Annotated in this window: 20 protein-coding genes and 1 pseudogene; 17 read left to right on the top strand and 4 right to left on the bottom strand. The window is 69.3% G+C overall.

The window, feature by feature from the left end; all coding sequences use genetic code 11:
- The first annotated feature begins 2 nt into the window (after positions 1-2).
- The 13 genes from F0U63_RS30675 to F0U63_RS30615 all read left to right on the top strand — a co-directional run bounded on the left by F0U63_RS30675 (position 3) and on the right by F0U63_RS30615 (position 11,987).
- Complete coding sequence (locus F0U63_RS30675) at positions 3-398, top strand: precorrin-3B C(17)-methyltransferase (RefSeq protein WP_395835239.1); 396 nt, start codon at positions 3-5, stop codon at positions 396-398.
- Between the two features lie 10 nt (positions 399-408).
- Entirely contained in the window at positions 409-1,176 is a 768-nt protein-coding gene (gene cobM / locus F0U63_RS30670; RefSeq protein WP_395835237.1) for a precorrin-4 C(11)-methyltransferase, read from the top strand.
- Positions 1,166-2,494 carry a uroporphyrinogen-III C-methyltransferase gene (gene cobA, locus F0U63_RS30665; RefSeq protein WP_395835235.1) on the top strand — a complete coding sequence of 443 codons (1,329 nt, stop codon included), beginning with the start codon at positions 1,166-1,168 and terminating at the stop codon, positions 2,492-2,494. Before cobM ends, cobA begins: the two co-directional genes overlap by 11 nt.
- Positions 2,491-3,021: a cob(I)yrinic acid a,c-diamide adenosyltransferase gene (gene cobO / locus F0U63_RS30660; RefSeq protein ID WP_395835233.1), complete on the top strand. Its 531-nt coding sequence runs from the start codon at positions 2,491-2,493 to the stop codon at positions 3,019-3,021. Before cobA ends, cobO begins: the two co-directional genes overlap by 4 nt.
- A complete protein-coding gene (locus F0U63_RS30655) occupies positions 3,021-4,412 on the top strand; it encodes a cobyrinate a,c-diamide synthase (protein ID WP_395835231.1) in 1,392 nt (463 codons plus the stop codon). Before cobO ends, F0U63_RS30655 begins: the two co-directional genes overlap by 1 nt.
- Positions 4,409-5,098: an adenosylcobinamide amidohydrolase gene (locus F0U63_RS30650; protein ID WP_395835229.1), complete on the top strand. Its 690-nt coding sequence runs from the start codon at positions 4,409-4,411 to the stop codon at positions 5,096-5,098. The genes F0U63_RS30655 and F0U63_RS30650 overlap by 4 nt, the downstream gene beginning before the upstream one ends.
- Positions 5,095-5,640 (top strand): bifunctional adenosylcobinamide kinase/adenosylcobinamide-phosphate guanylyltransferase, encoded by a 546-nt coding sequence (gene cobU / locus F0U63_RS30645; RefSeq protein WP_395835227.1) that lies wholly within the window; start codon positions 5,095-5,097, stop codon positions 5,638-5,640. The genes F0U63_RS30650 and cobU overlap by 4 nt, the downstream gene beginning before the upstream one ends.
- Positions 5,637-6,590 carry an adenosylcobinamide-phosphate synthase CbiB gene (gene cbiB / locus F0U63_RS30640; protein ID WP_395835225.1) on the top strand — a complete coding sequence of 318 codons (954 nt, stop codon included), beginning with the start codon at positions 5,637-5,639 and terminating at the stop codon, positions 6,588-6,590. The genes cobU and cbiB overlap by 4 nt, the downstream gene beginning before the upstream one ends.
- Positions 6,568-7,620, top strand: coding sequence for a pyridoxal phosphate-dependent aminotransferase (locus F0U63_RS30635; RefSeq protein WP_395835223.1), 1,053 nt, complete (start codon positions 6,568-6,570; stop codon positions 7,618-7,620). Before cbiB ends, F0U63_RS30635 begins: the two co-directional genes overlap by 23 nt.
- Entirely contained in the window at positions 7,617-9,098 is a 1,482-nt protein-coding gene (locus tag F0U63_RS30630; RefSeq protein ID WP_395835221.1) for a cobyric acid synthase, read from the top strand. Before F0U63_RS30635 ends, F0U63_RS30630 begins: the two co-directional genes overlap by 4 nt.
- Positions 9,099-9,115: 17 nt before the next feature.
- Positions 9,116-10,195 (top strand): nicotinate-nucleotide--dimethylbenzimidazole phosphoribosyltransferase, encoded by a 1,080-nt coding sequence (gene cobT, locus F0U63_RS30625; protein WP_395835219.1) that lies wholly within the window; start codon positions 9,116-9,118, stop codon positions 10,193-10,195.
- Positions 10,195-10,971, top strand: a complete 777-nt coding sequence (locus F0U63_RS30620; protein WP_395835217.1) for an adenosylcobinamide-GDP ribazoletransferase — start codon at positions 10,195-10,197, stop codon at positions 10,969-10,971. Before cobT ends, F0U63_RS30620 begins: the two co-directional genes overlap by 1 nt.
- Positions 10,972-11,111: 140 nt before the next feature.
- On the top strand, positions 11,112-11,987 hold the full coding sequence (locus F0U63_RS30615; protein ID WP_395835215.1) for an alpha/beta fold hydrolase: 876 nt from the start codon (positions 11,112-11,114) through the stop codon (positions 11,985-11,987).
- Positions 11,988-12,836: 849 nt separating this feature from the next.
- On the opposite strand, the gene F0U63_RS30610 is transcribed toward F0U63_RS30615, so the two are convergent.
- Positions 12,837-13,238, bottom strand: a complete 402-nt coding sequence (locus tag F0U63_RS30610; RefSeq protein ID WP_395835213.1) for a septal ring lytic transglycosylase RlpA family protein — start codon at positions 13,236-13,238, stop codon at positions 12,837-12,839.
- 320 nt (positions 13,239-13,558) lie between these two features.
- Between F0U63_RS30610 and F0U63_RS30605 the strand changes: the two are divergent.
- The 4 genes and pseudogenes from F0U63_RS30605 to F0U63_RS30590 form a co-directional block, all read left to right on the top strand.
- Positions 13,559-13,710: pseudogene (locus F0U63_RS30605) on the top strand (uracil phosphoribosyltransferase); the annotation flags it as partial.
- 429 nt (positions 13,711-14,139) lie between these two features.
- Positions 14,140-15,036: an AHH domain-containing protein gene (locus F0U63_RS30600; RefSeq protein ID WP_395835211.1), complete on the top strand. Its 897-nt coding sequence runs from the start codon at positions 14,140-14,142 to the stop codon at positions 15,034-15,036.
- A 16-nt stretch (positions 15,037-15,052) separates the two neighbouring features.
- The gene (locus F0U63_RS30595) at positions 15,053-15,616 is read left to right on the top strand and encodes an imm11 family protein (RefSeq protein ID WP_395835209.1); all 564 of its coding nucleotides are present in this window, start codon (positions 15,053-15,055) and stop codon (positions 15,614-15,616) included.
- A gap of 137 nt (positions 15,617-15,753) precedes the next feature.
- Positions 15,754-17,061, top strand: coding sequence for a JmjC domain-containing protein (locus F0U63_RS30590; protein ID WP_395835207.1), 1,308 nt, complete (start codon positions 15,754-15,756; stop codon positions 17,059-17,061).
- Positions 17,062-17,077: 16 nt separating this feature from the next.
- On the opposite strand, the gene F0U63_RS30585 is transcribed toward F0U63_RS30590, so the two are convergent.
- The 3 genes from F0U63_RS30585 to F0U63_RS30575 form a co-directional block, all read right to left on the bottom strand.
- Positions 17,078-18,814, bottom strand: coding sequence for a DUF4135 domain-containing protein (locus tag F0U63_RS30585; RefSeq protein WP_395835205.1), 1,737 nt, complete (start codon positions 18,812-18,814; stop codon positions 17,078-17,080).
- A gap of 182 nt (positions 18,815-18,996) precedes the next feature.
- Complete coding sequence (locus F0U63_RS30580; RefSeq protein ID WP_395835203.1) at positions 18,997-19,152, bottom strand: hypothetical protein; 156 nt, start codon at positions 19,150-19,152, stop codon at positions 18,997-18,999.
- 77 nt (positions 19,153-19,229) lie between these two features.
- Positions 19,230-20,549 carry a JmjC domain-containing protein gene (locus F0U63_RS30575; protein WP_395835201.1) on the bottom strand — a complete coding sequence of 440 codons (1,320 nt, stop codon included), beginning with the start codon at positions 20,547-20,549 and terminating at the stop codon, positions 19,230-19,232.
- Positions 20,550-20,551: the final 2 nt, after the last annotated feature.

The raw sequence follows: 20,551 nt of genomic DNA, 5'->3' as shown, positions 1-20,551 counted from the left end.
CCATGGCACGCGTGGGACGTCTGGCGGGTGCGTTGCTCGCCTCCACCGAGGGAGCGTTCTTCCTGGTGGGAGATCTCAAGGAGCCGTGTGACTGGGCCGCGGCGGGCTTCGAGCCGCCCGCTCAGCTTCCCGGGGTGGAGCTGCCCTACGTGCGGCTCTCGCCGGTGCGCCCGGTGGAGGTGGCCGCGCCGCTGCTGGTGATGGAGCTCGAGGGGGAGGCCCTGGCGCGGCTGCTCTTCGAGCGGCTGGTCATCCGCCGCAACGGCTCGGTGTCGGAGCGGCTGTGGCGGCTCGTCACCGAGCACGAGGCCCGGCCGGAAACGGACGCCCGCTGGCTGGGGCTCGTGCCCGGACACGTCTGGGACCTGGTGCGCGACTCCGTCCTGCGCTGCTCGTGAGGAGAAGAGAATGAAGGTCTACATCATCGGTGCCGGACCCGGAGATCCGAAGCTCATCACCGTGCGCGGGGCCGAGCTCGTCGAGCAGTGCCCCGTGGTGCTCTACACCGGCTCGCTCGTCCCGCAGGCGGTCATCGCCCGGGCCCGGCCGGATGCGCGGGTGCTCGACTCCTCGTCCATGACGCTCGAGCAGATCATCGACGTCCTCAAGGAGGCCCATGCCGCGGATCAGGACGTAGCCCGCGTGCACACGGGAGATCCGTCCATCTTCGGCTCCACCGCGGAGCAGATGCGCAGGCTCGTCGAGCTCGGCATTCCCTACGAGATCATCCCGGGGGTGTCCTCCTTCACCGCCGCGGCTGCGGTGCTGGGCAAGGAGCTGACGCTGCCCGAGCTGTCGCAGACGGTCATCGTCACCCGCGCCGAGGGACGCACCCTCATGCCGGAGGGAGAGAAGCTGGAGGATCTGGCGCGCCACCGTGCCACCCTGGCGCTCTTCCTCAGCGCGGGCCTCATCCGTGACGTGGTGGAGAAGCTGCTGCCCTCCTACGGGCCGGACTGTCCCGTCGCGGTGGTGCAGAAGGCCACCTGGCCGGATCAGAAGGTGGTGCGCGGCACGCTGGCGGACATTGGCGACAAGGTGCGCGCCGAGCGCATCAACGCGACCGCGATGATCCTGGTGGGCGAGGTGCTGGAGGCGAAGGACTTCGCCAACTCGCGCCTGTACGACCCGACCTTCACCCATCGCTTCCGGAAGGGGACGGAAGATGCGCCCTGAGCGGCCGTGGCGCATTGCCATCACCGGCGCGGCCGGGGTGGGGAAGACGACGCTCGTGAACGCGCTGGCGAGCCGCCTCGGGCTGCCCCTTGTCCCCGAGGAGACGCGGGAGTTCGTCCTGCGCACCGGCACGCGCCTGGCGCAGTTGCCCGTGCCCGAGCGCGCGCGGGTGCTCCGGGAATTGTGGTCCGTGCGCCGGCGGCGCGAGGAGGAGCGGCACGAGGGCTTCGTGGCGGACAACTGCGCCACGGACTTCGCCGCCTATGCGCTCCAGCACGGGTGCGCGGAGCTCATCCCGGAGTTCTTCGAGTCTCCAGCGCCCGGGGGCCACTACGACGCCGTCTTCGTCCTTCCCTGGGGCGTCATCCCCTATGAGCGGGACGGCGTCCGGAGTGACAGCCCGATGGACGAGATGCGCTACCAGCTCGTCCTCGAGTCGCTCCTGCGCCGCTCCGTCTCAGCCTCGCGGTTGCACTTCGTTCCGGACTCGAGCGCCTCGCTGGAGGAGCGGGTGCGCTTCTGCGAGGAGGCGCTCGGGCGTGGGCGGGACGAGCGCCGGGGCGGCTTCGTGTCCCTGGTGGGCGCGGGGCCGGGCGATCCGGGACTGCTCACCGTGAGGGCGCGCACCCTGCTGCAACAGGCGGAGGTGGTGGCCTACGACGCCCTCATCCCCCCGGCGGTGCTCGCGGAGATCGGCCCCCAGGCGGAACGCATCCTCGTGGGCCACCGCAACCAGGGCTCCACCCAGGCGGGCTACCGGCTGCACCCGGCGGTGCTCGAGCGGGCCCGCGCCGGGCGGCACGTGGTGCGCTTGAAGCAGGGAGATCCGTTCATCTTCGGGCGAGGCGGTGAGGAGGCGGAGGAGTTGCTCGAGGCGGGCATTGCCTACGAGGTGGTGCCCGGCATCTCGGCCGCGCTCGGAGCCGCCGCCTGCGCCGGCATCCCGCTCACCCACCGGCAGTACGCCTCCGACGTCTCCTTCGTCACGGGGCACGACCTCGAGGGGCCTCGCAGCCTCACGAACTGGGAGAAGCTGGGCGTGGCCGCGGGCACGCTGGTGCTCTTCATGGCCACCCGGAAGCTCGCGGCCAACCTGGCCCGGCTGGTGGAGTGTGGACGCAGCCCCCAGACGCCCGCGGCCTACATCGCCGCGGCCACCTCGCCCGAGCAGGTGGTGGTGGTGGGCACCCTGGAGACGCTCGCCGAGCGGGTGCGGGAGCAGAACGTGCTGGGGCCGCCGGCCCTGGTGGTGGTGGGCGAGGTGGTGCGGCTGCGCGAGCGCCTCTCGTGGTTCGAACGACAGGAGCGTGGGACATGAACGCGAGACCGACGAAGGGACTGCTGGTCGTCTACACGGGAGATGGCAAGGGGAAGACCACGGCCGCGCTCGGCGTGGTGTTCCGCGCGCTCGGCCGGGGGATGAAGCCCGCGGTGGTGCAGTTCATCAAGGGCAAGTGGAAGACGGGCGAGCGCACCTACGCGGAGAGCATTCCCGGGCTCGTCTTCCTCACCATGGGACGGGGCTTCACCTGGGAGAGCGAGGACATCTCCCGGGACAAGCGGGCCGCCCAGGAGGCGTGGGCCGAGGCCCGGCGGTTGATGACGAGCGGCGAGCACGAGGTGGTGGTGCTCGATGAGCTGACGTACGTGCTCAACTACGGCTTCGTCCCCGTGGACGAGGTGATGGAGGCGCTGGCGGCACGCCCCTCCCACGTGCATGTGATCATCACCGGGCGCTCCGCTCCGGAGCCCCTGGTGGCGGCGGCGGAGCTCGTCACCGAGATGCGCAACGTGCGCCATCCCTTCGAGAAGGGCATTCCCGCGCAGGTGGGGCTCGACTTCTGATGGACGGCGCCCTCCTGATTCCCCGGCTGGTGGTGGCGGGCACGTCCAGCGGCGTGGGCAAGACGACCGTCATGGTGGCGCTCACCCGGGCGCTCCAGGCGCGCGGCCTGAAGGTGGCCACCTTCAAGTGCGGTCCGGACTACCTCGATCCGAGCTACCACGCGCGCACCTCCGGGGCGCCGTGCCACAACCTCGATGGCTGGCTGATGGGCCGCGATGCCGTCGTCTCCACCTTCCGGCACGCCAGCCAGGGCCACGACGTGGCGCTCATCGAGGGGGTGATGGGGCTCTATGACGGGGCCTCGCCGGACTCGGAGGAGGGCTCGGCGGCGCAGGTGGCCAAGTGGCTGGCGGCGCCCGTTCTCGCGGTGGTGGATGTCTCGGGCATGGCGCGCACCATCGCCGCCATCGGCACCGGGCTGGCGGCCTTTGATCCGGAGTTGAAGGTGGCGGGCCTCTTCGCCAACCGCGTGGGCAGCCGCAGCCACCTGGAGCTGCTCCAGCGCGCGGCGCGTGGCACGGCGGTGCCCGTGGTGGGGGGACTGCCCGCCCAGGAGTCACTCGCCTTCCCCGAGCGCCACCTGGGCCTGCTCACCGCTTCCGAGGAGAGCATCCCCACGCGCAACCTCGATGCCTGGGGCACGCTGCTCGCCGAATGGAATGATCCGGAGGCCTTCCTTCGCCTCGCGCGAGAGGCTCCGGCCTTGCCAGAGGCACCAGCGGAAGACCGCTCCGAGGCCCCCGTCACCTGCCGCATCGCGGTGGCCCAGGATGCCGCCTTCCATTTCTATTACGCGGACAACCTGCGGCGGCTCGAGCGGCTCGGCGCCCAGTGCGTGCCCTTCTCGCCGCTGGCGGACGAGGCACTTCCTCCGGACGTGCACGCCGTCTATCTCGGAGGCGGCTACCCGGAACTGCATGCGCGGCGGCTGGCCGACAACCAGTCCCTGCGGCGTGCCCTCTCCGACTTCGCCGCGCGCGGTGGCCCCATCTACGCCGAGTGCGGCGGGATGATGTACCTCAGCCAGGGCATCCGCACCCTCGATGGCCGGGACTTCCCCATGGTCGGGCTGGTGCCCGGAGTGGCGGTGATGGCGCCCAAGCTCCAGGCGCTCGGCTACGTGGAGGTGGAGACGACGGTGCGCACCGTGCTGGGCGGAGCAGGGCTGCGCTTCCGCGGGCACCAGTTCCGCTACTCCACGCTGGAGGGCGTCCCCGAGCAGGGGGGAGTGCTGCGCATCCGCAAGCGTCGTGGCGGCACCATCCATACCGAGGGCTTCGGCCCGCCCAACGTGCTGGCCTCCTACGTCCACGCCCACTGGGCCTCCAACCCCCTGGTCGCCGAGGGACTCGTGGCTTCGGCACGCGCCTTCAAGGAGCAACGGACATGACGGCCGCCCTCGCCACGCCGGAGGGGGAAGCGCCCTCCCTGGAGCAAGGCGGGCGGGTGCTCGTGGTGCGCTTCGCCCGTCCGCACGCCGTCCTCTCGTGGGCTCTCCTCAACGGAGGCCGCCGGCGTGCCCGGGCGGTGGTGTGGCGGCAGGTGCGTGACGACGATCTCGTCCCGGGCGTGGATCCGCTGGCGCTCCTCACGGCCAGCCTCGGCGAGGAGCCGCCGGAGGAGACGGTGGGTCTGCTCACCTCGCGCGACGTGTCCACCTTCGATGACGTGCACCTCGCTTCGGGGGCGCTCTCGGCGCGCTGCGTGGCCACCGTGGGGCTGGGCAACGCGTTGGCGGCCGGGGATGAGCCCGGGCCCCTGCGGAGCGTGGGCACCATCAACCTGCTGTGCCAGGTGTCCCATCCGCTCTCGGAGAGCGCGCTGGTGGAGGCCCTGGCGCTCGGGGCGGAGGCGCGGACGGCGGCCCTCATGGAGGCGCGAGTGCCCAGCCGCCGCTCCCTGCGGGTGGCCACCGGGACGGGCACCGACTGCATCGTGGTGGCGGCTCCGGAAGGGCCTGGAGGAGAGCAGTACATGGGCAAGCACACCCGGCTCGGCAGCCTGCTGGGCGGGGCGGTGCGAGAGGCCACCGCGCGCGGGGTGCGCCGTTGGCTGGAAGAGCGAGGGATGCGGTGAGCGGGAAGATCGTCCTGGTGGGCGGTGGCGTGCGCTGTGGCAAGAGCCGCTTCGCGCTCGAGCTGGCCCAGAAGTTGGGAACGCGGCGCACCTTCATCGCCACCTCCGAGCCCTTCGACGACGAGATGCGCGAGCGCGCGCGGCGCCACCGCGAGGAGCGGGTCGGCCTCTTCGAGACGGTGGAGGAGCCGCGCCGGCTGTGCGAGGTGTTGGAAGCGGACACGGCGGACGTGGCGGTGGTGGACTGCGTGACGCTGTGGCTGTCCAACCTCCTGCTTCGGGGGGATGAGGCGGAGAGCATCCTCGGCGAGGTGGATCGGCTGGTGGGGGTGCTCCAGCGGCGGCGGAGCGCCACCCTCCTGGTGACCAACGAGGTCGGCATGGGGCTCGTCCCCGAGACGCCGCTGGGACGCACCTTCCGTGACGTGAGTGGGGGAGCGCACCAGCGCCTGGCGGCCGCGGCGGACGAGGTGTACTTCGGCGCGCTCGGGCTGCTGCTGCGGATCAAACCGGGCCACTGGGTGGTGGGGGCGGGCGGATGATGGACGGGGGACTGCATGCGGTCCTGGTGCTGGTGGCCGCGCTCGGGGTGGACCTCGCCTGGGGCGAGCCTCCCACGGTGCTGCACCCCGTGGTGTGGATGGGACGCCTGCAACGGCGCCTGCGCCGGCTGGCGCCCCGTGCGCCCGTGCCCGCTTTCCTCCACGGCCTGGTGATGGCGGTGACGGGTCCCGCCGTCTTCGGACTCGGAGCGTGGGCCCTGCTGCGCCTCGTCTCCTCCTGGCCCCTCGTGCAGCTCGCGCTCGAGGTGTACCTCCTCAAGAGCGCCTTCGCGGTGCGGGCCCTCGCCGAGGCGGGCCTGGCCGTCTTCCGCGCGCTGAGCGAGGGGGATGCGCCCGCGGCCCGCTTCGCCTTGCGCAGCCTCGTGTCGCGTGACACCTCGGGCCTCGAGCCCCCGCTGTTGGCGGCGGCGGCGGTGGAGTCGGTGGCGGAGAACACCTCGGACTCGGTGGTGGCGCCGCTGCTCTTCTACGCGGTGGCGGGCGTCCCCGGAGCGCTCGCGTACCGGGCGGCCAACACCCTGGATGCGATGATTGGCTACCGTGGAGAGCTGGAGTGGTTGGGCAAGGCCGCCGCCCGGTTGGACGACGTCCTCAACCTGGTGCCCGCGCGCCTGTCCGCCGCGCTCCTCGTGCTGGCGTGCGCGCTGTGTGGTGCCTCTCCGGCCCGGGCGGTGATCTCCTGGTGGCGCGACGGCGCCGCCACCGAGAGCCCCAACGCGGGCCGCCCCATGGCCGCGGTGGCCGGAGGGCTGGGGGTGGAGCTGGAGAAGGTGGGGCACTACCGGTTGGGCGCCGGAGGACGCCAGCCGGGCGCGGAGGACATCCGCCGGGCGGTCTTCCTCATGGTGGCGGCTTCGTTGCTGGCCGCGGCGCTGACGGCCGCCTATGTCTATGGGGAGGGGTTCCGTGTTGCCCTCGCCTCGCCCTGAGCTGCACGACCTGACGCCCACTCCGCACGGGGGGGACGCGGCGCCCGGGTGCGTGGACTTCAGCACGGGTGTCTCCCCGCTGCCTCCCCCGGAAGCGGTGCTCGAGGCCTTCCGTGCCGCGGACGTGCGGCGCTACCCGCATCCCACCGGGCTTCCCCTGCGCGAGCGCGTGGCCGGGCTGCATGGGCTGCCGCTCGATGGGGTGGTGGTGGGCAATGGCTCGGTGGAGCTCATCTGGGCCCTGGCTCGTGCCTTCGCCGGACCGGGACGGAGCGCGGTGGTGCTCACCCCCGCCTTCGCGGAGTACGCCCAGGCGGTGCGCGCCAGCGGAGCCACGGTGGAATGCCTCGCCGCCGAGGGGCCGCCCTTCGGGTGGAACCTCGAGGCGCTGCTCTCCATGCTCCGCCGCCACACGCCGTCACTGCTCTTCGTGTGCCGGCCGAGCAATCCCTGCCTCGCCGTCTTCCCGATGGAGGCGGTGCGGGCCGCGGCGGAGGCCTCGCCCGGGACGCTGGTGGTGGTGGACGAGGCCTACCAGCCGCTCTTCGAGGGCGTGCCGCCCATGAGCCCGGGAGGCAATGTCGTGGTGCTGCGCTCCCTCACCAAGGTGTTCGCCCTGCCGGGACTGCGGCTCGGCTACCTGCTGGGAGAGCCACGGCTGCTTCGCGCGGTGCAGGCGTCCCTTCCGCCCTGGAACGTGTCGGCGCCGGCGCTGGCGGCGGGCCGGGTGGCGCTCGACTGTCTCGGGCAGGTGGACGCGGTGAGGGCGGAGGTGGCCCGGCTGCGGAGCGCGCAGCACTCGCTCCTGACCGAGGCCGGTGCCTGGGTGGACGCCTCCGGGGGCACGTTCCTCCTGTGCCGGGTGCCCGAGGCTCGCGCCTTCTCCACGGCCGCGGCCCAGGCCGGCATCCGGGTGCGGGACTGCACCAGCCTCGGCCTTCCGCATCACATCCGCCTCGGCGTGAGACTCGAGGCGGACCATCCCCTTCTGCGCGCCGCCTGGCGGCGTGTCCGGGAGTCGCTCGAATGAAGGCCCGTACCCTGATGATCCAAGGCACCGCCTCCAGCGTGGGCAAGAGCCTGCTGGTGACGGCCCTCTGCCGCATCTACGCGCGGCGGGGCTTCAAGGTGGCGCCCTTCAAGTCGCAGAACATGGCCCTCAACTCCGCGGTGACACCGGATGGAGCGGAGATTGGCCGGGCCCAGTACGCCCAGGCGGAGGCGGCGCGAGCGGTGCCGTGCGCGGAGATGAATCCCATCCTCCTCAAACCGGAGACGACGTCGGGCTCCCAGGTGGTGGTGATGGGCCGGGTGCTGGGGAGCATGCACTTCCGCGACTACCACCGGCGCAAGCCCGAGCTGCGCGAGGTGGTGGGACAGGCCTTGGACGCCCTGCGCGAGCGCCATGAGCTGGTCATCATCGAGGGGGCGGGCAGCCCGGCGGAGGTGAACCTCAAGGATCGGGATCTCGTGAACATGTGGGTGGCCGAGCGAGCCGACGCCCCGGTGGCCCTGGTGACGGACATCGAGCGGGGAGGGGCGCTGGCGGCGCTGGTGGGGACGCTGGAGCTGCTGGAGCCCTCGGAGCGGGAGCGGGTGCGGGCGCTGGTGGTGAACAAGTTCCGCGGCGACCCGGCCCTGTTCGAGGGAGGGGTGCGCTTTCTGGAGAAGCGGTGCGGCATCCGCGTGGCCGGAGTCATCCCCCACTTGGGAGACACGGGCATCGCCAGTGAGGACTCGCTGGACTTGCGCAAGGGAGAGCCGGAGGCGCGGGGTGGGGCGCTGGTGTGCATCCTGAGACTGCCGCGCCTGTCCAACTTCGATGAGTTCGAGCCGCTGGCGCGCGAGCCGGGAGTGGAGGTGCGCTGGTGCGAGCGGCCCGAGGAGCTGGAGGGAGCGCGGCTCGTCATCATCCCGGGCACCAAGTGCACGGCGAACGATCTGGGGTGGCTGCGGCGCACGGGCCTGGCGGGAGCGCTGGTGCGGCGGGTGCACGAGGGCCAACCGGTGCTGGGCATCTGTGGCGGCTACCAGATGATGGGCGAGCGCATCCTCGATCCGTTGGGCGTGGAGTCGTCGGAGCCGGATGTGGCGGGGCTGGGCCTGCTGCCGGTGGTGACGCGCTTCGAGAAGGAGAAGTCCACCGCGCCGGTGTCCTTGCGGCTCGGGGAGGGGCTGCCGGGGATGCGCGCCGCGGGAGGCGCCGAGGTGCGGGGCTACGAAATCCATTGTGGGCAGGTGACGGTGGCGCCGGGCGCACAACCCTTCGGCATGCGGGTGCGGCCTGGAGAGGGCCAGGAGCCCGAGGGGTGCGTGGCACGGGAAGGGAAGGTAGCGGGGACTCTCGTGCACGGCCTCTTCGAGAACGTGCCGGTGCGGCGGGCGCTGCTGTCGGAACTCGGTGTGGTGACGGCGGGTTTCTCACCGGCCGACCCTTACGAGGTGCTCGCCGATCACTTCGCGAGTGCATTGGACCTTACGTACATTGACCAGTTGGTGGGGTTGTGAGCCCCAGGGGGAACGAAATGAGCACGTGGACGGTGGAGACGAAGCGAGGACAGTGGAGCATTCCGACGTCGGACACGGCAGCGGCCAACAGCGCACGAGACAGACAGTCCCGTCTCACCAAGCCCCCGGGCAGCCTGGGGGCGCTGGAGGAGGTGGCGGTGAAGCTGGCCGCCCTCCAAGGCACGACACTGCCTCGGAGCCGGCCCGCGGCGGCCCTGCTCTTCGCGTCGGATCATGCCGTCACCCGTCATGGCGTCTCGCCCTATCCCCAGGCCGTCACCGGGGCCATGGTGGAGAACTTCCTTCGGGGTGGAGCGGCCTCCAGTGTCCTGTGCCGGCACCTGGGCGTGCCGCTGCGCGTGGTGGACGTGGGCGTGATGCGGCCGCTCTCGCCGCCTTCCGTCGAGGGGGTCTCCTTCCGGCGCGATCCGGTGGCGGACGAGCCGGGGGGTGACCTGCGGGTGGAGGACGCGATGAGCGAGGCCACCTTCCAGCGTGCGCTGGCGGCGGGAGCTGCGGAGGTGGACAAGCTTCCGGACGATGTCCGCGTGGTGGTGCTGGGAGAGATGGGCATTGGCAACACCACCGTGGCGGCCGCGGTGGCGGCGCTGCTGCTCGGGCGGGAGGCGGAGGAGGTGGTGGGCAGGGGCACGGGCGTGGACGAGGCGGGCCTGGCGCGCAAGGTGGAGGTGGTGCGGGATGCGGTGCGGCGGCTTCGGGGCGTGAGTCCCGAGCAGGCCGTGCGCTCCGCTGGCGGACGGGACATCGCCGCCCTGATCGGCGCGGCGGCGCGGGCCATCGAGCTGCGCAAGGCCGTGCTGGTGGACGGCTTCATCGTGTCGGTGGCCATGCTGGCGCTGGAGCGGATGGCCCCGGGAGCGCGGGAGTGGATGCTGTTCGCCCACCGTTCGGCGGAGGCGGGCCACCGGCATGTGCTGGAGGCGCTCGGCGCGAGGCCGCTGCTCGAGCTGGGGATGCGGCTGGGGGAGGGCAGTGGCGCGCTGACGGCACTGCCGCTGGTGGACGCCGCGTGCGCGCTTCACGCGGGCATGGCCACCTTCGAGGAGGCCGGGGTTCCAGACAAGGGGCAGGGCTGATGCAACTGCCTCCCATGGTGCGGGGAGCCCGTGCGGCCTTCGCCTTCTATACCCGCATTCCCGTGGGAGGCTTTCCCTACACCCCGGCGGACTGGCAGTGGGCCTCGGGCTGGTTTCCGCTGGTGGGCGCGAGCCTCGGTGGGCTGCTGGCGTTGCTCTGGCTGGCTGTCGAGCGCGCGGGGCCCCTGGTGGCCGCCGCGTTGGTGGTGGGCGTGGGGATGCTGCTCACGGGCGCGCTTCACGAGGACGGCCTGGCCGACACCGCTGACGCGCTCGGGGGCGCGTATGACCGCGCGCGCCTCTTCGAGATCCTCAAGGACAGCCGCATCGGCTCCTTCGGCGCGGCGGCGCTGTGCGTCGTGCTGGTGCTGCGCATCGCGCTGCTGGCGAGGCTCGATGAGACCGCGCCCCTGGCCCTCGTGTTGAGCCAATGCCTGGCACGCACCCCTCCCATCTGGCTGATGGTGAGCCTGCCCTACGTGTCGAGCAATGCGACCTCACGCAGTCAGAGCATGGTGCGCGTGTCCGGAGCCCAGGCGATGCTGGCCACCGCCTGTCCCGTCCTGCTGATGGGTGCGCTGCTCTGGAGGGGAGGGTTGGAGGTGGCCACCGCGTGGGCCCTGCTGGCGGCCGCTGGCCTCACCGCGCTCGTGTGTGGCTGGCGCTTCCGGGTGCGCGCGGGGGGCATCACTGGGGACTTTCTCGGGGCCACGCAGCAGGTGGGGGAGTGCGCCCTCCTGCTCGTCCTGGCGCTGTCACGCGGCGAGATGGCCTGACGACGGGCGTCCCTCCCTCTTCAGGCAATCGCCTGAGTCATTGGGAAGACATTTCTGGATGGGGTAGCCATGGATCACTCCTTCGAGTGATTCGGGAGGATTCGGGAATGATTAGGGTGGCGGTTTGAAAGGAAACATCCATGAACACCCAGACGGATTCCCTCACCGCTCACGCGGGCAAGATCTCTGGCAGCTATCTCACGACCCGGGACGGCACCCAGATCTACTTCAAGGATTGGGGCCCGAAGAATGGCAAGCCCATCGTGTTCTCTCATGGCTGGCCGCTCACCGCGGACGCCTGGGAGGATCAGATGCTGTTCCTGTCGGCGCAGGGCTACCGCACCATCGCCCACGATCGCCGCGGTCATGGCCGCTCGTCACAGCCGTGGGACGGCCACGACATGGACACCTATGCCGATGATCTCGCCCAGCTGACCGCCGCGCTCGGTCTCGAGAAGGCCGTGCATGTCGGCCACTCGACCGGGGGTGGTGAGGTCACGCGCTATATCGGCCGTCACGGGACCTCGCGCGTCGCCAAGGCGGTGCTCATTGGCGCCGTGCCGCCGATCATGCTCAAGACCGACTGGCACCCGAATGGCCTGCCCATGGACGTGTTCGACGGTATCCGGGCCGGGGTGCGCGGTGACCGCTCGAGCTTCATCAAGGAGCTGAGCATTGCGTTCTACGGCTTCAATCGCCCGGGCGTGAAGGTCTCGGAGGGTCTGCGCGACAGCTTCTGGATGCAGGGCATGATGGGTGGGCTGAAGGCCGAATACGACTGCATCAAGGCCTTCTCGGAGACGGACTTCCGCGCTGATCTCGCCAGGTTCGACGTACCGACCCTGGTGATGCACGGCGACGACGATCAGATCGTGCCGATCGACGGCGCGGCGAAGCTCACGGTCTCGCTGGTCAAGGGCGCGCGGCTCAAGAGCTACCCGGGCTTCAGCCACGGCATGTGCTCGATCAACAAGGACGTCATCAACCGCGACCTGCTGGCCTTCATCCAGGAGTAGGGCGAGGAGGAGGGCACGTCCCCCGCCTGTTCGACGGGCCGCGCGGGTTTCCGGATGCGATGGAGCCCACTCTTCCATCGCATGGACCTCTTTGGTTCACTTCTGGGGCACATGAACCTGGACCGTCAGATCCGGCGTATCTTCGGACTCGAGAAGTCCTCGAGTCCTCCGCCGAAGCATCCCCTGGCCGACGAGGATGCAACCCTGGCCTACGCGGGCTATCCCATGTTGCGTCAGGCGGACTGGTTCTTGACCCTCCCCGTATTGGAGTGTTGGCGGGCGGAGCGCACACTTACATTTCCACCAGACTGCTGCGTCTGCTCACGAGCAGCGCATCGGTATCTTCCGGCCCATGCCCATCCAGGCTGGCTGGGTTTTCTCCGCCGCGACCAGGTTCTCACACGGATTCCTCATTGCGAGGAGCATGGGCGTGGCGATGAGGCGCGGCTTCTGGTCGTGGTGAAGTCTTGGAGCGAGTGGGTCTGCCATCTCTCCCTGATTGGACTGAACGAAGTCTTTCTCTCGGAGACTCGGAAACTCAATCAAGCGGGAGACATGCCGCCTCCCTGGCGAGCGTTTCCTGGGTATGGGCCCGTCTCTTCGGGATGGCGGCAGGGCAATGGAGAGGCGTGGTTGCTTCACGCATGGTCCCCATTCTGGAGGAGCTTGCCCGAGGAGGAGCGGGAGCAATACCGACGGCGCTGGGATACTCCCACGGAGTGGCGATTCTGGGTGGTGGACTCCGAGTGAAGGGCACGGGTCGCCGCATGTCCCCTCCGTCCACGCTCCACCGAAGCGCGGGCCCCGCCTGTGCGCTAGAGGGGGTTCTTCCTGGCGCACGGCGTGCTCTCACCTGAGGATCTCGTACTGCACGGGGATGACGCCGAGGTCGGTATTGGCGATCTGCGTGAACGCTCCGTAGGTGAGGTCCAGGCACGTCGCGCCGCCAAAGCCTCCGCGATCATTGATGGTCACGGTGACGGACCGGCCCTGGTAGGACACCTTGACCCGGGTGCCGAACGGCAGGGAGTTGTGCGCGGCCTTGAGCGCCATTCGGTGGAAGGGCTCACCGCTGGCGGTCGGCCATCCCTCGGGGATTTCGCCCACCGCTCCGTACCAGGTGGCGTTGCAGGTGGCGAGGGTGCTCACCTGCGATGCATTGGCGGACGGCACGACCAGGGAGCCCATCAGGCCGAGCAGGCCCATGACGGTCACGGCAATGGTGGTTCGACGGACGATAGTCTTGTTCATGATGGCCTTCCTGTCTTGCTGCCGGGAATCGGGGTAGGTCGCGTCTTCCTGCTTCGGCGGGGACGTGATGCCGCCTAGGAGCAATCGGCTCATTTTTTCGGGTTTAAGCGCGCGTCCCCATGACAGCGTGACGCAAAATTCCAACCTCCCGCGACGGTGACGTCATTCGTGTCCAGTAGTCGCCGTTGACATGAACTCCCTCTTGTCTTTTTCCGCCCGTCCACCTCGCGGTGGCTGTGGATGAGCTTGCTGGCCTCCGTCACGGGCTGCGTCAACACCGAACCCCGGCAGCTCGACGTCGAGCAGTTTCTGGACATCTTCTCTGGTCATGCCCCGAGGGCTTGGCCAACCTGCGCGAGCACCACCCGGACGTGTGCGTCTACACCGCCGCGATGGACGAGAAACTCAACGAGTACAGCTTACCCAGCCGAACCTGGGCGACACGGGAGATCGGCTCTTCGGCACGAGGTAGCGCGAGGCCGTTTGGGCATGCATGCTGCCGGGCATGAGAACCCGCTCCTGGCGGCACGTCGTCATGGCCCTGTCGCTCGTCCTATCTGTTTCGTGTACCACGTCCCCGGAGAAGATTTCCCCGCGACCTCCGATGCAGCCGAAAGTGGTGCGGACGAGCACATTACCCGGGGGCGCACTGAAGATCCGTTTCGAGCAAGTGTCACCGGACCCGGTACTGGAGCGACTTCGAGTAGCGGATGCACGGGTAGTGCTCGCGGACTTCCATGAGTCCTTCCCGAGGCAGGAAGGACGTCGGTTCCGGCTTGTACGGGCCTCCACGAAGCCGGGTTCAGCGGAGTGGGAACTGCGGCTACGCGAGGAGTTCCTCTCCCGTTATGGCCCGTCGCGGCTACCCCTGCCCTCGTCACTGGAGGCGAGCCGCCTCTTCATGGCCCTGAAACTCTCCATCCCCTACATGGGCGACGGAGTGCGCGAAGCAGCATGGGCGCTGTTCAGCTCGCCCCTGTTCCTCTCCAGCGTGACGCTATCTGTCTTCATTTACTTCGCGGCGTGGCTGGCGCCCGAGCCTGTTTTCACCAAGGCCTTCGTGGCGGCACTGACGCTCCGGCTGACACTGGCAGTGGGCGCGTGGGAACTCACCCGGGTTGCTCGGGCCTGCATCCAGCTGTATCAAGAGGCGGAAGCTGCGAGAAGTGTGCAGGACCTCGAAGCAGCGGCCGAGCGCTTCGGCAAGGCGATGGGCGGCACTGGGCTGCGGGTGCTGATGCTGGTGGCCAGTATGGGAGTGGCCAGGGGCTTGCCCGAGGTCCCCACGGGAGGACTCGGAGCGTTGCTGAGTGCGCCCCGGTTCTCGTTGCCCGGAGGGATGACGATGGGCGGCGCGTTGACAGTGCAGATGGCGGCCGACGGCACCGTCATCGTCACGGGAGTGGCAGCGGGCACGGCAGCCGCCACCGTGGGCAGCGTCTGCATGGATGGCTCCGAGAGCCAGGACGGCTACCACTGGCACCACCTCGCCACGAACAAGAACGAAGTCTCCACGCTGAACGGAGGACCCTGGACGCCACTGTTCGAGGAGTTCTTCGCGCTGGCTGGGATGAGCCTTGATGCGGCTGAGAACCTCGTCTATCTCAAGGGCCACAAAGGTCCGCATCCAGCGGAGTATCATCAAGAGGTATACAAGAGGCTCGGCGCGGCGACTGAAGACTGTGGAACCGCCTCTCAATGTAGGAGGAAATTGCAAGCGGCGCTCAGGATGATCGCTGAAGAGGTATGCACCCCGGGGTCACTGCTCCACCGGCTGGCGACGAAATCTCAAGACTGAGGCTGGAGTGGAAGACATGTCCAGGTACTACGAGTTGATGGATGACAGGTATCACCCGGGGCGCTGGCACTTGAGAAGTCCCGTGGATGAGAGGGGTGAGCAGATCAATCCCTGGCAATTCTTCAAGGGAAAACAAATTGAGCTTCAGAGGTCGATCCGGTTCCCCGTGAATCCTGATGGTATGGCGTTGGACTTCTGCTGGGCCGCTTTCTCCATTCCCGTGGTCCACGCTCGATTCGTCCAGCTCTTCGAGCGCCTGGACATCCAGGGCGTGCAGTTCATCCCCGCCCAGGTGGAGGGGCACGCGGGACCCTTTTTCATCCTCAACACGCTGCGCGCGATTCGCTGCATCGACGATGCCCGGTGTGAGGAGGTGCATTACTGGAAGCCCGAGGACGGTCAACCCGAGAAGGTGGGAATGTATCGGGTTGTCGCGGGCTTGCGCATCGACCCGTCGAAAGTGGGGGACGCGCGCATCTTCCGCACCTGGGGATGGTCCCAGGGACTCATCATCTCCGAGGACCTCAAGCAGGCCATGGAGGCGGAGGGTTTCAGCGGCACGCGGTTCGCCGAGGTGTGAATCCTCGGTCCAGGAAGGGTCTTGTCCCGCGCTCTTCGCCCGAGGTGTTGTCCCCCTGGCCCTTCGAGGACTTCCCCAACGCGCGTGGGCGATGTAGCAAAGCACGTCGCGGCGTACAGGCCACACGGGAGGTGGAGTTGAAGAACTCTTCTCATGCAACGACCGGCTTCGCTGTCTCGGAGACCTTCTGGGATGGCTACCTCCGCGCTCACCCGCTGAGCAGGCCCGCGGTGGTACGGCGTCCCTTCCCCGCGCCCCTCACGACACCGGAGGCACTCTTCCAGGGCCTCACCCTGGCCGCGGCGGATGCACGCGCGGGGAGGCCGAATGAACTCCGGCTCTACCTCGGGGACCCGAAGATGGTCTACCGGCACACCTCCGAGTACCTGGGAGACAGGTACTGGGAGCTGCTGCCCCGGGCGGAGGATGGCTCGCTCGGAGGGTATGCGGAGCGGCTCCGCGCGCGGCACGGCTACACCTGCTTCGCGCTGATGCTCAACAACTGCCAGACGGTCGTGCCGGGGCTCTGGTCCCGTCTGCGCGACTTCTACAGTGGCCTCTTCGAGCGCACCGGCTTCCTCCAGGGGGGCACGGACTGCAATCTGTTCGCGGGGAACTACCGGGCGACGCCGTTCGGTGCCCACACGGACGACCAGGATGTCTTCACGGTCATCATCGAAGGGCGCAAGCGGTTCCTGGCTTGGCCACCGAAGGTCTTCCAGGGGATGGAGCAGCCGCTAAACGAGAACCCTCACAACTACCAGCGCCACCGCTCGCGCGCGCGTGTCCTGGAGGGGAAGGCGGGGGACCTCCTCTACTGGCCCCGAGAGTACGGCCATGTCGCGGAGTCGGTGGATGAGGGGCTGGTGACGACGCTCTCCCTGGGGCTGGATCGCGGCTCGACGGCGGCCTCCTGGGTGCAGGCCGCCCTGTCCGAGGTCATCGGCGAAGCCCTGTCCGTGGAGCGACAGGCCGCGCCGCTGCCCTTCGGCAAGAGCGAGCGCTCCAGGGCCGCACGCGCGCTCCCTCGTGACTTCTCCGTGGCGCTCGAGGCCGCCCGGAGCCCGAAGGCGGCACCTCGGCTCGAGCGTGCGCTCCGCCTGCGCTGGCTGGGATGGGTGACGGGCCTGGGGCTGAAGCCGCCGCCTGAAGGTCCCGCCCCGGAACTCGCGAAGAACGACCGTGTACGGGCGGACGCGGGCCACCCCATCCTCTGTGTCCCATGGCATGACGAGCTGCACATCGCCGCCAACGGGTTCTCGGTGGCATTTCCCGGCACGAAGGGGCACGCGGCGTTGATCCGCGCGCTGAACCGAGGCAAGCCGCTCGCCGTGGGGGACGCGCTCGAGCGCTTCTCGGAGCGCGCGACGCGCGCGAGCACGCGGCTGCTGCTGCGCAGGCTGCTGGCCTTCCGCGCCATCGAGAAGCTGCCCGCCGGAGAATGAGCGCGCGCGCCGCCCTTCAATCCGTGGTGTGTGTCTCCAGTGGCTCCATGCCCACGCGGAGTTCCCGGCCGCTCCAGGAGTACGTCAGGCGCTGGCCCACCTCCTTCCAGTCGAAGGACACCGCTCCGCGCCGCGCGTCCCGCAGCTCCATGCGGACGCCCCGGCGCGGATCCTCCGCGATGCGATGGCGAACATCCTGGAGGACGAAGGTGACGGCGTCGCGAACGGCCACGCCGAGGTGGGCCAGGGTGATCTGCCCCCCGTCCAGCACACGCTTCGAAGGGGGAGGGTGGGGCTCGAGGAACCGCTGCCGTCCCGCTCGCATCCGCCCGAACGGCTCGGGCGGTGGTGCCAGGTGGAGCAAGGGTCCCCCCTGGGCCTGCCGGAAGAAATACGGCACGTCGAACCGGTGGAGTTGCGTCCACTCCTCTCGGCTGAACCGGCTCCGGCCTCGCGCATGCCCGGCCGGCGAGCGCCCGGGAGACAGGAACAGCCGATCCAACTCCTCGACGTACACGGCCGTGGGCTTGACCAGGACACGGACGAAGCGCCGCCGAGAGGTGCGCTTCAGGAACCGGACAACCTTCGACTGCTCGAGCAGCAGCAGCGTCCAGAGGTCGAACATGCCGCGGAGGTAGGGGAGGAGATAGGCGCCGTAGCCAATGTTTCCTTCCGTATCGGCCACGACGGAGCGAGCCTCCTCACGGGCCCAGGGCTGTGTCCGTCGTCGCAGGCTCAGCCCGCCACCCCGCGACGGGAAGAAGCACGCCAGCGGGCCTCCGGCGGTACACCACCGCGCCAGACGCTCGAACCCCACATGGTGGTTGCCACGCTCGCGCGCGTCCGAGATCAGCCCCGTCTCCGTGAGCCTGCCAATCGGAGCGAAGAAGAGTTCCAGGTCCACCGGGTAGGGCAAGGGCTGTCGTGTCCCCCGCCGGGTGCCCACCAGGACGTTGCCCGCGTGGAGATCCGTGGCTCCCAGGGCGAAGCACGCGGCGGTGAGTGAGCCGGCGTGGTGCCAGAAGCGCTCGGCTTCGGGGGGGGTGAGCCGGCAGCCCTCGAGCCGAACGCTCCCGGATTGCCGGAGGATCCCCCACTGGCGGGGCTGGGGAATCCATTCCTGCCAACTATAGGCGGACCGGTCGCGGCCCTTGCCCTCGAGGATGCGCATCGTGGGAAGGCGGATGGTGCCGGACGCGGCGGGCAGACGGTTGAGCCACTCGAAGAGCGAGCACGCGGCTCTACCGCGGCCTTCCTGGAGGAAGAGGGCCTCCCCGCTGGCGGGGCGGGGCTTGTAGGCCAGTGCACCTCCCTTGCGAAAGCGCAGCCGCAGCACGCTCTGCCGCCCGTTGTGCGTCTCCTCGGGGTGGGCCCACAGGCCGACCAGGGGCCCGAGCAAGCCTTCCCGACGGAACACTCCCGCGCGCTCGTCGCGGGCGAGCCGCTCGAGGAAGAGCGAGAAGAACGCCTGGAAGCCTTCCAGCAACGTTCGCAGGCCTGGATGGGGACGGCCTTCGTCGGCCGCGGCGCACAAGATGAAGGCGTCCGAGATCAGCGGACCGAACAACTCCCCGTTGGTGACGGTGAGCAGGCGCGGCGCGAGCAACTCCGGGTGCCGTCGCGCCGTGCGCCGACACCAACCGCCGAGCTCCTCGAGGAACTCTCTCAGCGGACGAAAGCGGGGCAGTGCCAGGGTGGAGCGGAGGAGCCGGGCGTCCTCCTCGCCCTGAAGGAGCCTCGCGGCCCGAAGCACTCCCTCCGGACCGCGTTGGGCCACGGGAGGGAAGAAGGAAGTAGCACGGCCCTTTCTCACGGCCTCCACCAGACGGCGGGATTGCGGAGGCAGGGAAAGGGCCGGCCCTGAATGCGACGTCGGAAGCTCCAGCAGCAGGTCGGCCTTCCGGGCCCTCGAGCGACTGGGCTCCACGCGCCGTGTCAGACGCAGTACATCCGAGCGCAGGACCCACGTGCCGTCTTGGACGAAGGCTGCTTCGTCGTCGTCTTCTCCACCTCGCGCATCATCTCAACGAGCTTCTGCTTGGCCTGCTTCGACGACCGGGGGGCCTTCACCTTCGCATGAGCCTTGGGCATGTCAGTCTCCGTGGGACCGCGAGTTGGAGCAGCAAGCATGTTCTCCTTCGTGCGCTTCCGTCAAGCGGGCCACGCCGCTAGCGCGCGGCGCCACGTCCGAGTCGGATCAGCGCCCGAAACCCCTGGAGCCTCTCCAGTACGGCTCTCATGTCATCGCGCGTCATGCCCCTCACGCGAGCACGAAACGGCCGCAGAAGCTCGCCGACACGAACCTCGTGTCCCGAGTTCAATGTCTCGAATAGCCGAGCCACGGCCTTCGCGCTTCCCGCTTCGAGCAGCGCATGCCCGTTGCCGGAGCAGATCCAATGCCTTGCATCCACCTGCTCGAAGAGGATCGGAAACCGCGGGTCCACACGGATGCGGTCTTCATCCTCCAGCCGCCGCCCGTGCAGAGGGGGAGGCACGGGCTCGAAGCCGCCCGCGGTGAGGCGCTTGAGCCAGATGGCCTGGATGTGCCTGCGCGTCTCCCGGGGCCGGCTCACGTCGCGAAACGCGTCCACGGCCTCGCGGAGCGCGCGCGGTAGCTCGGGCGAGAGGGGCCCCGCGCGCGTGAGCACGCCGCGCGCCAGGGGTGAGGCGCTCACCTTCGCCAGACGGGTGTTGCGCCACTCCTGCTCGGAGAGTGAGAGCTCGTCGATGGTGCCACGCAGCAGATCGTCGACGTAGTAGACCGTGGGGTGCTCCGTGCGAGGGATGCCAACGTTCACGCTGGTGGCCACTTCCTCTCCCGCGCTCTCCCCCACGTGGTAGTAGCTCGAGGGCCAATACAGGATGTCCCCGGGCTCCACCTCGGCGACGAACGACTCCTTCAGGTAGGGCGCGTAGTCGAGGACCGTGCTCACCGGCGCGCTCCAGGGCTTCTTCGGCCAGAACCGCATCCGCTTGCGTCCCTTCAGCGCGAAGAGAAAGGTCGTGAAGCGGTCCAGATGGACGCCTACCGGGCTGTGCTCATAGTTGCCGTGGAAGAGCGTCGTGATGGCACCGGACAGCGGCATGCCGACGCGCCGCCACAGCTCCGAGAAGAAGGCCCGCTCCTTGGACCAGAGGCCAAATCCGGAGGAATACAGGCTCGCGATGATGAGGGCGTACTTCCGCGAGCCCAACCGCCCGAGGACGCGGGCCTCATAGGACTCCAGGGAGCCGTCGGACGCACGTGGGAGCCAGGGCTCGAGGAAGAGTTGCTGCTCGCGGTCGATCGTGAATTGGAGGTTCGAGCGCGAGTCCGTGGAGTAGCTCTGCTTCAAGTAGCTCCGGGTCGCACCGGCTGCCGCGTCGAAGACATCCGCGGACTCGAACGGTGACGCGGATGTCCCCTTGTAGAGCACCGGGCGCTTGTTCCAGTAGCGCCGCACGAAGGTATCCCAGTCGAACCTTCTCGTGATCTCGATCCGCGGCATCC

The sequence above is a fragment of the Cystobacter fuscus genome (genome assembly GCF_044360685.1).
GTDB lineage: Bacteria > Myxococcota > Myxococcia > Myxococcales > Myxococcaceae > Cystobacter > Cystobacter fuscus_C.
Note: the sequence above shows the minus strand (reverse complement) of the source record. Positions and strands in the feature narration are given on the sequence as shown.